The organism is Rhodoferax sp. GW821-FHT02C08 (assembly GCF_059421805.1).
Window position 1 is genome coordinate 111277 of the sequence record NZ_JBWKVR010000015.1, and the last position, 12148, is coordinate 123424.

General features: G+C 62.9%; 11 protein-coding genes and 1 pseudogene. 7 read left to right on the forward strand and 5 right to left on the reverse strand.

Features of this window, described 5'->3' with window-relative positions:
- Window positions 1–102: 102 nt before the first annotated feature.
- Both AC07VY_RS18185 and AC07VY_RS18190 read right to left on the reverse strand, forming a co-directional pair.
- Window positions 103–1452: an MATE family efflux transporter gene (locus AC07VY_RS18185; protein ID WP_495076891.1), complete on the reverse strand. Its 1350-nt coding sequence runs from the start codon at window positions 1450–1452 to the stop codon at window positions 103–105.
- Between the two features lie 87 nt (window positions 1453–1539).
- The gene (locus AC07VY_RS18190) at window positions 1540–3087 is read right to left on the reverse strand and encodes a GMC family oxidoreductase (RefSeq protein ID WP_495098676.1); all 1548 of its coding nucleotides are present in this window, start codon (window positions 3085–3087) and stop codon (window positions 1540–1542) included.
- 113 nt (window positions 3088–3200) lie between these two features.
- On the opposite strand from AC07VY_RS18190, the gene AC07VY_RS18195 reads away from it, so the two are divergent.
- The 7 genes and pseudogenes from AC07VY_RS18195 to AC07VY_RS18225 form a co-directional block, all read left to right on the forward strand.
- Window positions 3201–4061 (forward strand): 3-hydroxybutyryl-CoA dehydrogenase, encoded by an 861-nt coding sequence (locus AC07VY_RS18195; protein WP_495098677.1) that lies wholly within the window; start codon window positions 3201–3203, stop codon window positions 4059–4061.
- On the forward strand, window positions 4061–4591 hold the full coding sequence (locus AC07VY_RS18200) for a GNAT family N-acetyltransferase (RefSeq protein WP_495098678.1): 531 nt from the start codon (window positions 4061–4063) through the stop codon (window positions 4589–4591). Before AC07VY_RS18195 ends, AC07VY_RS18200 begins: the two co-directional genes overlap by 1 nt.
- A 56-nt stretch (window positions 4592–4647) precedes the next feature.
- The gene (locus AC07VY_RS18205) at window positions 4648–5115 is read left to right on the forward strand and encodes a MarR family winged helix-turn-helix transcriptional regulator (RefSeq protein ID WP_495098679.1); all 468 of its coding nucleotides are present in this window, start codon (window positions 4648–4650) and stop codon (window positions 5113–5115) included.
- Window positions 5116–5150: 35 nt separating this feature from the next.
- Complete coding sequence (locus AC07VY_RS18210; RefSeq protein WP_495076886.1) at window positions 5151–5579, forward strand: organic hydroperoxide resistance protein; 429 nt, start codon at window positions 5151–5153, stop codon at window positions 5577–5579.
- Between the two features lie 89 nt (window positions 5580–5668).
- Window positions 5669–6706: a serine/threonine protein kinase gene (locus AC07VY_RS18215; RefSeq protein ID WP_495098680.1), complete on the forward strand. Its 1038-nt coding sequence runs from the start codon at window positions 5669–5671 to the stop codon at window positions 6704–6706.
- Window positions 6707–6832: 126 nt separating this feature from the next.
- Window positions 6833–8434, forward strand: a complete 1602-nt coding sequence (locus tag AC07VY_RS18220; RefSeq protein ID WP_495098681.1) for an HDOD domain-containing protein — start codon at window positions 6833–6835, stop codon at window positions 8432–8434.
- Between the two features lie 220 nt (window positions 8435–8654).
- Window positions 8655–8792 (forward strand): annotated as a pseudogene (locus AC07VY_RS18225) (hypothetical protein); the annotation flags it as partial.
- Between the two features lie 14 nt (window positions 8793–8806).
- On the opposite strand, the gene AC07VY_RS18230 reads toward AC07VY_RS18225, so the two are convergent.
- The 3 genes from AC07VY_RS18230 to AC07VY_RS18240 all read right to left on the reverse strand — a co-directional run.
- On the reverse strand, window positions 8807–8989 hold the full coding sequence (locus AC07VY_RS18230) for a hypothetical protein (protein WP_495119498.1): 183 nt from the start codon (window positions 8987–8989) through the stop codon (window positions 8807–8809).
- 214 nt (window positions 8990–9203) lie between these two features.
- Window positions 9204–9608: a hypothetical protein gene (locus AC07VY_RS18235; protein WP_495098683.1), complete on the reverse strand. Its 405-nt coding sequence runs from the start codon at window positions 9606–9608 to the stop codon at window positions 9204–9206.
- Between the two features lie 3 nt (window positions 9609–9611).
- Window positions 9612–12148, reverse strand: a 2537-nt coding sequence (locus tag AC07VY_RS18240; protein ID WP_495098684.1) for a DUF637 domain-containing protein, incomplete at its 5' end; no start/stop codon positions are given.

Consider the following 12148-nt stretch of genomic DNA (forward strand, 5'->3'; position numbering starts at 1 on the left):
TGGTGTGTTTGGTGTTGCTATAAATTAAGTAGCGATTAGCGCTGATTTTGTCTGCGCTAGCGCCCTATTTTCTCTAAATTTTGTAGTGCGTGCAGCGGACCGTTAGCGCCTCTTGACCCGGCGCTGCGAGCTGCGTGCATGCGGCAGCCAGCCGTGCCAGTGCCAGCGCGACCACATCAGCAGGCCGCGCACCCATTCGTCTGCCGCATAGGCAATGAAGATGCCCGGCAGGCCGAAGTTGCGGCCCATGATGTACGAGCCCGCGCCCAGCACCAGGAAGAACGAGCCCAGGCTGGCGGCCACCGGGTAGATCACGTCGCCGGTGGCGCGCAGGGCGCCGGTGATGATCAGGTTGAAGGCACGGCCGGTCTCCAGCGCCACGGCAATCCACAGCAGGGTGTGGGCGGCCTCGATCACATGCACATCCTTGGTGAAGACGCGCATCAGCCAGGGCGAGGCCAGCGCCGCCAGCACCGCCATGCCGCCCGAGGCCATGATGCCGTTGCGCAGGCCCTTGCGCACCAGCATGTGCGCCTGCGTGAACTGGCCAGCACCCACCAGGCGACCGACCATGATCTCGCAGGCCCAGCCGATCGCCAGGCTGATCAGCAGCACATAGCGCAGTAGCTGCAGGGTGTAGGCATGGGTGGCCAGGGCCGCCACGCCCAGGCGCGCCGCACTGGCCAGCGACACCATGAAGGCCACCCGGTAGCCCAGCTCGGCGCTGGCGCCCGGCACGCCGATGCGCAGCACCGGTGCCAGCACGCGCGGCTGTAGCACCCACCAGTGGCGGGCGCTGGGCACCAGGTCCATGCGCTTGCGCCACAGGATCAGGTGCAGCGCCAGGCCCAGCGCCCGGCTGATCAGCAGCGCCACCGCAAAGCCGTACAGGCCCAGGCCTTCCCAGGGTCCTACGCCCAACATCAGTGGCACGGCCAGCGCCAGGTGCGTGCTGTGCATCACCACCATCACCTTCAGCGAGTCGCGCACATGCAGGTGGGCGCGCAGGATGGAGGCCATGGTCAGGTTGTAACCGTCCAGCAGCGCGGCCGGTGCCAGCAGCTGCAGATAGGGGCTGACCAGGGGCAGGATTTCGTCGGGTGCGTTCAGCAGGTCCAGGATGGCGTCGTTGCCCAGCACCAGGATGGCCACCACCAGCGCGCCAGCCCAGGTGCAGGCACCCAGCCCGGCCAGCGCGGTGCGCCGTACCAGGTCCAGCTGTTTGCCGCCCAGCAGCTGCGTGATGACCACGCCCATGCCGATGGCTAGCACGCGGAACACCACATAGAGCGACTCCAGCACCTGGTTTGCCAGGCCCAGGCTGCCGGCCGCGCCGTCCGAGGTGTGCGAGGCCAGCCACAGGCCGGCGATGACCACGGTGTAACCCAGTAAAAACTCCCCGAAGATGGGGCCGGCAACGGCATTCAGCCGGGGGCGTTCTATGAAGTTCATGCAGTGCGGTGCGTGGCAGCGTTGGGCGGGCGGCGGTGCACCATTATTGGACCTTGGGGCCAGCGCGTCAGACTATTTTTTCAAAATTCATAGCAGACCTGTATCGGCTTGCAACAGGCTGGCGGCCTTCTCGGCCAGCATGGCCACGGCCCCCTGCGTGGGGCCGCCCACGGTGCTGGGCATGACCGCTGCGTCCACCACCCGCAGGCCCTGCATTCCGTGTACCCGCAGCTGGGCGTCCACCACGTCCAGCGGGCCGCTGCCCATGCGACAGCTGCCTACCGGGTAGCCCGCGGCGGTGGCATGGTCGCGGATGAAATATTCGGTTTGCAGTTCACTCTGCTGTGCGGCCGAGCGGCGAGTTTCGCGCGCACCCAGGGCCGCCATGGCCGGCTGGGCGGCGATCTGGCGCAGCAGGCCCAGGCCGCGCTGCAGGCATTCCACGTCCTCGCGTTCGCCCAGCAGGTGCGGGTCCAGGCGTGGCGCCAGGAAGGGGTCTTTGCCCTCTAGCAGCACCGTGCCCCGGCTGCGCGGGCGCAGCACCGTGGCCTGCAGGGTGAAGCCCAGGCCGGGCAGGATCTGGCGGCCATGGTCCAGCAGCTTGGCGCAGCCCAGGCCCAGCTGCAGGTCGGGTATGGCTTCTTCGGGCTGGCTTTTCACGTAGCCGCCGGCCTCCAGCAAATTGCTGGTCAGTGGGCCGCTGCGGGCCTGGCGCCACTGCCAAGCGGCGCGCGCCAGGCGCAGCAGGCCGGTGGGGGAGAGGCCCAGCAGATCCTTGGCGTGGGGTGCGTCGAACACCAGGGCCACCGTGGCCTGGTCGTGCAGGTGCAGGCCCACGCCGGGCAGGGCGTGGCGGGTGGCGATGCCGTTCGCCACCAGATGCGCGTGCGGGCCTATGCCGGACAGCATCAGCAGCTGCGGCGAATGATAGGCCCCGGCGCACAGCAGCACCTCGCCCTGTGTGTGCAACTGCTGCAGCAGGCCGTCCTGCGCGAACTCCACCCCGATGGCGCGCGCGCCGCGCAGCAGCACGCGGGTGCAGTGCGCGTGGGTGAACGGGTGCAGATTGGTGCGCTGCAGCTGTGGCAGCACATAGGCCGCCGCCGTGCTGCAGCGTTCACCCGCGCGGCGCAGCACCTGGTGCAGGCCTATGCCTTCGGGCTGTGGGTTGTTGAAATGCGGCAGGTGCGGCCAGCCGGCCTGGCCGGCGGCGTCCACAAAGGCCTGGCTGCAGGCCTGGGCGGGCGCGGCGTCGGCAATGCCCAGCGTGTCTTCCACGCGCAGGAAAAAGGGCCGCACATCGGCAAAGCCCCAGCCCAGGTTGCCCTCTGCGGCCCAATGCTCGTAGTCGCTGGGATGGCCCCGGTTGTACAGCATGGCATTGCTGGCACTGGCGCCGCCCAGCATGGGGGCGTGCGGCAGGTAGGCCGCGCGGCCGTTCAGCCCCGCCTGGGGCGTGCTGTGCAGGCCGCTACGGCGCGCCAGCAGAGGGGCGGCGGCGGGGCAGCGCGACAGCAGGCTGGCATCCATGGGGCCGGCTTCTATCAGCGCCACGTTCACCCGCGGGTCTGCGCTCAGGCGGGCGGCCAGTACGCAGCCCGCAGTACCGGCGCCGATGATGATGTAGTCGAACATGGAGATGGCGCAGCTTCTGCTTATTCAGTGCTTCTATGATGGTGCATAACTTGGATCGTAAACACGTTCTTACCCCATCTGCTCTTCAATTACCTATCTGTCAGGAGTTTGCTATGATCAGCACTTTCAACATCAGCACGGTCGGCGTCGTCGGCGCCGGCACCATGGGCAACGGCATTGCGCAGACCTGTGCGGCGGCGGGGCTGAGCGTGGTGATGGTCGATATCTCCGATGAAGCCGTGGCCAAGGGCCTGGCCACCATCGCCGGCAGCCTGGACCGGCTGATCAAGAAGGAAAAGCTCACGCCCGCCGACAAGACCGCCATCCTGGCGCGCATCAAAGGTTCGACCCGCTATGAAGACTTCCAGTCCGCGCAGCTGGTGATCGAGGCCGCCACTGAGAACTACGCACTCAAGGTCAAGATCGTGCAGCAGCTCGACGCGCTGCTGCCGCCCGAGGTACTGATTGCCTCCAACACCTCGTCCATCTCCATCACCAAACTGGCGGCGGTGACCAAGCGGCCAGACCGCTGCATCGGCATGCACTTCTTCAACCCGGTGCCGCTGATGGCCCTGGTGGAAATCATTCGTGGCCTGCAGACCAGCGATGCCACCCACGATGCTGTGCACGCCATGGCCATCGCCCTGGGCAAGACCCCTATCACCGTGAAGAACGGCCCCGGCTTCGTGGTGAACCGCATCCTCATGCCCATGGTGAACGAGGCCTTCTTCGTGCTGGCCGAGGGCGTGGCCACGCCGGAAGACATCGACGCCGGCATGACCCTGGGCTGCAACCAGCCCCTGGGCCCGCTGGCGCTGGCCGACATGATTGGCCTGGATGTGTGCCTGGCGGTGATGGAGGTGTTCCTCAACGAATTTGGTGACAGCAAATACCGCCCCAGCCCGCTGCTGAAAGAGATGGTGGCGGCCGGTCGGCTGGGCCGCAAGACCAAGCAGGGCGTCTACACCTACTGATGGCGGGCATGCTGGTATTGCCGGTATTACGTGACGCGCGGGTGGCGGACGCCACCCGGCTGTGTGCCGCCGAGCGCAGCACGGCCGCCGCGGCCGCTGGCCGGCTGATTGCCGAGCCCGAGGAACTGCTGGTAGCCAGTTTCCAGAAGCGCATCGCCTTCATGGCTGAAGGCGCTGGAGGGCGTGGCAAATACCTGGTGGCCGAGGTAGACGGCCGCATGGTCGGCCACGCCAGCCTGATGCCCCTGCCACGCCGCAACATCGCCCATGTGGTCACGTTGGACATTTGCGTGCACCCCGGCCAGTCGCGTCGCGGCTATGGCCGGGCCTTGCTGACGGCGCTGGTGGACTGGGCGCGCCAGCGCCCCGAGGTGCGCAAGATCGAACTCTGGGTGCGCGCCAGCAACCACCCCGCTATCGCCTTGTACCAGGGCCTGGGCTTTGTGGAGGAGGGCAGGCTGCGCGAGCATGTAAGGGTGGCTGACGGCGTGTTTGTCGATGACGTGTGCTTTGGCTTGTCGGTGGCTTGAAACAAATTTTTGCAATTAAGTTGTGTGCAATTTAATTGCTCGCTATAATTCGACCCATGGCAAACGCAGTCTCCACCCCACTCCCGGCATCCGAGATGCTGCAGCTGGACAATCAGCTGTGTTTTGCGCTGTATTCCACCTCGCTGGCCATGACCAAGCTGTACAAGCCCCTGCTGGACAAGCTGGAGTTGACCTACCCCCAGTACCTGGTGATGCTGGTGCTGTGGCAAAACGACGGCTTGATGGTGTCCGCCTTGGGCGAGCGCCTGTTCCTGGACTCCGGCACGCTGACGCCGCTGCTCAAGCGCATGGAAACGGCCGGCTGGCTGACCCGCCAGCGTGACGCGCAGGATGAGCGTCGCGTCACCATACGCCTGACATCTGCGGGCCGTAGCCTGCAGGCCCAGGCCGAAAAAATACCCGGCTGCATCCTGGATGCCAGCCAGTGCGCCCTGCCCGAATTGATTTCACTCACGCAGCAAGTACAGGCCCTGCGCGAGCGACTTACCAGTTACCGCGCCTGACGAACCCGTTTTTTCACCACCCCAAAGGAAACACCATGGTTACCAAACTCGACAAAGTGCTCTACACCGCCCACGCCCACACCACCGGCGGCCGCGAAGGCAAGTCTGCCAGCGACGACGGCAAGCTCAGCGTGACCCTGGCACCCCCCCCAGCCCTGGGTGGCAACGGCAACGGCACCAACCCAGAGCAGCTGTTCGCTGCCGGCTACTCCGCCTGCTTCATGGGTGCCATGAAACACGTGGCCGGCCTGAAGAAGATCAGCGTGCCCGCCGACGCCAGCATTGACGCCAGCATCGACATCGGCCCCATCCCCGCCGGCTTCGGCATCGCTGCGCAGCTGAAGATCAGCCTGCCTGGCATGGACCGCGCTGTGGCCCAGGACCTGATCGACACCGCCCACGGCGTGTGCCCCTACTCCAACGCCACCCGCGGCAACATCGAAGTGACCTTGACTCTGGTCTAAGCACTCTCGTGCCCGCGAGGGCAACCCTAAAAAGCCCGCGCCATTCTCATGGCGTGGGCTTTTTGTTTTGCAGCGGTGACAATCGCGGCATGTCCACCCCCAATGCTTCCTCTAACGCCGCCCATCCCTACCAAACCCTCACGCCGGACGTCGTGATGGACGCGCTGGCCAGCGTCGGCCTGTATGGCGATGGGCGCATGGTGGCGCTCAGTTCTTATGAAAACCGCGTCTACCAGGCGCATCTGGAAGACGGCAGCGCGGTGGTGGCCAAGTTCTACCGGCCCGGCCGCTGGAGCCAGGCGCAGATTCTGGAAGAACACAGCTTCGCCGCCGAGCTGATGGAGGCCGAAATCCCGGCCGTTGGCCCACTGGTGCTGGACGGCCGCACCCTGCATGACTTTGCCGGCTTTGCCTTCAGCGTCAGCCCGCGCCGGGGTGGCCGCCCGCCCGAGCTGGACGACTTCGAGGTACTGGAGTGGATAGGCCGCTTCCTGGCGCGCATCCACACTGTGGGCGCCAAGAAAGCCTTTGTGCACCGCCCCGCGCTGGACCTGGAAAGCTTCGGCATCCACTCGCGCGACTGGCTGCTGAAGCACGAAATCGTGCCGCTGGACGTGCAGGCCGCCTGGCATAAGGCCTGCAGTGATGCTCTCGATTTAATAGCTGCCAGCGCACTACCTTCCAGCGCTAGAGGCATAAAAGACTCCGATGCCAAAATCCTGCGCCTGCACGGCGACTGCCACCCCGGCAACATCCTCTGGACCCCCACCGACGGCCCCAACGGCGGCCCGCACTTCGTTGACCTGGACGACGCCCGTACCGGCCCGGCCGTGCAAGACCTGTGGATGCTGCTCAGCGGCGACCGTGCCCAGCGCACCGGTCAGCTCAGCGGCCTGATCGACGGCTACGAGCAGTTCCGCGACTTCGACCGGCGCGAGCTGGCGCTGATCGAGCCGCTGCGCACCCTGCGCCTCATCCATTACAGTGCCTGGCTGGCCCGGCGCTGGAGCGACCCGACCTTCCCCATCAACTTCCCATGGTTCGGCAGCAGCGACTACTGGACCGGCCAGGTGAACATGCTGACGGAACAGATCGAGGCCATGCAGGAAGAGCCGCTGTACGTATAAATACGGGGGACGCAGCGGCCAAAATATTGCGTCCATTTGTAACCGCAGTGCCATACTGCGGAAAGAAACAACCTATTGCAGCACACCTGCCTTTGCATTCCTTTCCCCCTTGTATTTCTTTCCCATATGGCCGACCTGATACCACCCACCACGGCCCCCACCGACGCAGCAGCGCTCGGCACTGACCACGGCACCCTGCTGGCCCTGCTGGCGCGCATGCGCCTGCAGAGCGACTTTCCGGCCATGTCGGACTCCATCATCCGCATCCAGGGCATGGCCAGCTCCGAGACCGAAAGCGTCGGCAGCGTCACCAATGAAATTTTGAAAGACGTGGCGCTGACCAACAAGCTGCTGCGCCTGGTCAACAGCGCGCACTTTGCAGCGCGTGGCGGCAGCATCAGCACCGTGTCGCGGGCCGTCAGTCTGGTCGGCTTCAACGGCATCCGCAATATGGCGCTCAGCCTGGTGCTGCTGGAACACATGCGCGACAAGGTTCACGCCAGCCTGCTGAAGGAAGAGTTCGTGCGCTCGCTGATGGCCGGCGCCATCGCCAGCGAGTTGTGCACGGCCTCCCAGGAGAGCGAAGAAGCCTTCATCGGCGCCATGTTCCAGAACCTGGGCCGCATGCTGGCCGAGCTGTACTTCCCGCAAGAAGCGCGTGCCGTGCGTGGCCTGCTGGCAGCGCCCCAGCAGCACCTGACCGAAGCCGCCGCGTCCACCAGCGTGCTGGGCCTGAGCTTTGAATCGCTGGGCGTGGGCGTGGCCCAATCCTGGGGCCTGCCTGAGGGCATGCGCCGCTGCATGCGCAAGCCCGGTGGCGAACCGCCCCTGCGCCCACCGGTGGGCCTGGAGGAGCGACTGCGCTGGATCGCCACCGCCGCCAACGACATCGCCGACACCCTGCAGCGCGCCGACCCCAAAGACCTGCCGGTACGCCTGGCCCTGCTGTCGCGCCGCTACGCCAAAACCCTGGGCTTGAGCCCCGAAGCGGTACAAAAAGCCACGCTGCTGGCCCGCAAGAAGCTGATTGAAATGGCCGACGCCATGGAGATCCAGCTACCGGCAGGCTCGGGTTCGGCCCAGCTGCTGAAGACGCCCAGCGACGACAGCATCCTGCCCATCGACGGGTTCCTGGACACCCTGGCCCCGATGGAGCTGCAAGCCACCCCTGTGGAACCTGCGGAGGCGGCCGCCCCCGCGTCAGAGCCCAGCGCGGCCGACATCCTGACCGCCGGCATCCTGGACATCACCCACGCCATGGTGGAAGACTTCAAGCTCAGCGACGTGCTGCGCATGATTCTGGAAACCATGTTCCGCGCCATGCGCTTTCAGCGCATCATCTTCTGCATGCGCGACGCCAAGACCGACGCGCTGACCGGCCGATTCGGCCTGGGCGAGGGCGTGGAAGCCCTGGCCAAATCCTTCCACGTACCGCTAAAGGCCAGCGACACCCAAGACCTGTTCACCGCCGTCTGCCTCAAGGGCGCCGACACCCTGATCAACGACGCCACCGAGGCCCGTATCGCCGAGCGCCTGCCCGCCTGGTACGCCCAGCAGTTCCACGCCCCCACGTTCCTGCTGCTGCCCCTGGCCATCAAAGGCAAACCCCTGGGCCTGGTCTACGCCGACACCGCCCAGCCCGGCGGCCTGGTGGTGGATGAAAAAGAACTGGCCCTGCTGCGCACCCTGCGCAACCAGGCGGTGATGGCGTTCAAGCAGTCGGCCTGAGGTCACGCCGCTGGGTGTGTTGGCTACAGTTTGGGGTATCTAAATGCTTTTAAATTGATAGCTGCTTGCGTAGGTGATATCTGCGCTAGAGGCTGATTTGATGTTTGAACTACTTGCCTAAACTAGCTTTGCCATCTGTAGGCATGGCAAGTCCAACCGCATTCGTACCGACAACGAAATCATCTTCACCAACTGGGTGTTCACTACCTTTCTGAAACTGGTGGGCATTCGCCATCAGCGCCTTCCCACCTGTGCGCCTTGGTGCAACGGACGCATCGAGCGCTTATTTCGAACGCTCAAGCAGCTGCTACGCCAACTTGTCATTCCTGGTCGCCGGGCTTTGCATGCTGCCTTGCAAGAGTTCACCCTGCTCTACAACCATGCGCGGCCCCACCAGAACCTGGCGGAGTTGACGCCTGCGGGGGCATGGAACGGGTGGAACAAGGTGGCCTTGGCGCAGACGCCACCCCAGCGGGCGGTGCTGGTGCAGGCATTGGATTGCTGGTGGGGTACTGCATGCGTAGGTAGCGGCGCACAACGAGACGGCGTAATCATCGATCAACAGTCACTGTCCGCAGAGGACGGGGGTGCTACGCTTGGATGCGAAGATTTGCTTAATTAGCGGTCAAAGCGGCAAGGTAAAACGTAACGGACCGAGCAGACTTACGGTGAGAGACAGGACCAATCTCGTGAAAACGCGGTTGGAAATGCATACTCGGAGCTTGGCGGACATGCGGACAGGACACCTGTCGTCGATGGTTTTCTGCACCTAGTCATGCTCACGACGATAGCTCTTAATCCATGCAACGTCGTAACGCTTATCAAGTTCAAGTCGTTTCAGTATCTCTGTCCACTCCCATGCGACATGTTCGTGCGTACCCCGTCGCTCCTCACTCGTTTTTTCGTACTCCATCGCCTTTTCATCCGGATAGTGATTCAGCGCGGTTTTGCAACGAAGATAAAAAATATTGAAACAGTCCTTTTCAACGTAACTTAATTCGATACCCTCTACGCCCCAGTCAAAGTAGCATGCCTCTTGGCAGGCCAATTCCGAAGGTTTGAAGTACGATTTCACTCGATCAAATATGTTTTCGAAAACAAATCTATTGGTCATCCATGACCTGTTTTCCCATTCAATAGACTCATCCGAACTAATCCATAGATGTTGACTCACCTTCTACCTCCGAATCAAAATTTGGCTGCGCTGTGCGGGGGATAGTGTATTGATCCAGTTGCTGACTTTCACTTGATTCACTGGCGTGAGGTTCGCGAAATCAAGAACAACAACGTCGGCCTTGGTCAAGTGCGCGTTAAGACTAGCCTCTGTTTTAGGCCAGTTCATGTCGAAATAATTGTTCATACTTGGAACCTTGTTCGGTTCAGCAGTGAACATGAAATCCCCTGTTTTGCCAGCGTTTGGACCGGACTCAAAAACAAAGTCGGGGCTCTTTGGGCGACTGCCATCAGGATTCACAGGAGGTTTCTCAACCATCTTGATGGTGCTGCCAGTCGCATTTTCCAACTGCGCCGCAACTTGAACTTCGTGTGAAGCTGCATTTGAATCCGTGGACAACCGACTAATTTGCGACCCACTTACAGAAGTTGTTGGGTTAATGGTGGCAACACCTGTTGCAGGGTCGATATACGTCACTGAAAGACCACGCCCTGAGGATGCACCGGCATTCGCAACCGTTTCCCCATTTGCCCCCACTTGAGCCTTTGCAATTGCTTGCACCTCTATTTTTGCAGCAGTGGTTGCCGCCTGAGAATCTTGCAAAGCTTCACGCAGCATGGTCAATCTGCCGGAGATGCTGGAGGCACTCAATCCCTTGAGTGCTAGACCACTGCTGGCAATAGCTTCACCTACACCCTCGCCCCATTCCCGTTGATTGATAGGTTTGAGCAGGCCTGCGCTACCCATAGCCCTGATCTGTTCTACGCTGGCTTGGCGCAGGGTGGTGTTTTCAGCGTCAAGTTGGGTTAGTCGGTTGATGATTTCGCCACGACGATTTGCGGCCGCGCTACTGGTATCACCCCTTTCGTTGAGTCGCTGGAGTTCTTGCGTGAGGTCAAGTTGATTTTGCAGGTTACTTTGGCGTTCTTGGCGCAATTCTCCCAGCACGGCCCATTGCACAACTGCAGGTTGCTTGCGCATGTTTCCGTAATCTCTGGCCGCGTCGTTGAGTGCCAAGTCTGAACCTGTAAGCGCCCCAGCATTGCTGCCATTCACACCGGCAATGGTTTGGCCGTTCTGCGGCATGTAGGCTTTTGTATACGTAACATCTAGCAGTTGTTGAACAGCCGGGCTGGTCTTTGCATATTGCCCAAATTCAGCGTGGTTGTCGCGCGTGGCTTGATCTGCGCTGAAGAGTTGATAAGTTTGCCCAGTGAGCCCGTCCACCATGGATTGCCCGGCACCCAAGGTTTTCAAAAATGCTTGGGCTTGTGCATCATCGGAGCCCAACCGCTCTGCGTGTGCACTGTCGTTATTGCGTTCAGCTTGCTGGGTCAATTCGGCCTCGGCACGCTCAACACTGATACCACGTTGTAACGCGTACTGTTTGGCGTTGTCCTTGATAAGTTTGGCTTCCGTCGGATGCAACTGCCGGTTATACGTATCCACCTCCTGCGCCGCGCGCATGGCCGTAGTGGCGTCATGCCCAGTGGCAGTAGCCAACACCATAGAGCCCAGCGCAGTCACCAGCTCCGCGTACTTGCCCGTGCTGCCCAGATAGGGCGAGAGCAGCTCGGCCGTGGCCCCGCCCATGGCCGCACTGGCGCAGTCGCCGCCCATGGCCTGGGCCTGCGCGCACTGCACCGCCGCGTGGGCAACCGCCTTGCCGATATCGCCCGGCTCGATGCCATGGGTTTGCGCCCAATCACCAATCTGCGTCGTCAGGCTCTGGCCCAGCGCCGTGACCAGGGCACTGGCGGCGCTGTCGCTGAACTTGCCGCCATTGATGGCCGTGCTCACCCCGGCGTTGACCAGACTCTTCACCGCGTAGGTTTCAAATTTGGTGACGAAGTCGGCCCCGGCCACATTGCTGGGCAGGTTCAGGGCATTGGTGACACCCGCTGTGACGCCCGCCGTCACCATGCTGGTCAGCAGCCCCTTGACGTTCTCGCTGCTACCCATGTCATGCAGCGTCTTGCCGATATCGCCCCGGTTATTGATCAGGCTGACAGCCGCCTGGCTGGCCAGGGTGGTGATGGCGGCGGTAGTGGCGCCGGCCATCACGGTGCCAGTGGCCGTAAGGGTGGTGGCCAGACCGGTGGAGGTCATCACCGTGGCCCCGGTTTCTCCGGCCGCGCCAGCGATGGCCGCCCCAGCCTCCGAGGCAGTGCCCATCGACGCCACGGTCACCACAATCGCCACGATGATGGAGCCGGCCTGTGTCAGCCCCTGGTGCTTGTAATCCCAGCTCTTCTGGGCCAGCTCCACCGCGCTCCAGTCGATCTTGCTGCTGGTCTGGGGATCGGTGAGCAGCTGGTTCAGGTAAGACATGCCGGGCTGCTGGGCCAGCAGCTGGGCCTTCTCCTGCAGGGTCGGCGGCGGCGTGGTGGGCGCCTTGGTGAGGATGCTGAGGGAGGTGGAGGTGGGTGAGGTGGTGGGTATGGTCGTGCTGGTAGTCGTAGCCGTGGCGGGAGCCACAGCCAGAATATCCGACGTCAGGACCGTGGCGGACGTGCTGTTGCTACCACCACTACTAATGC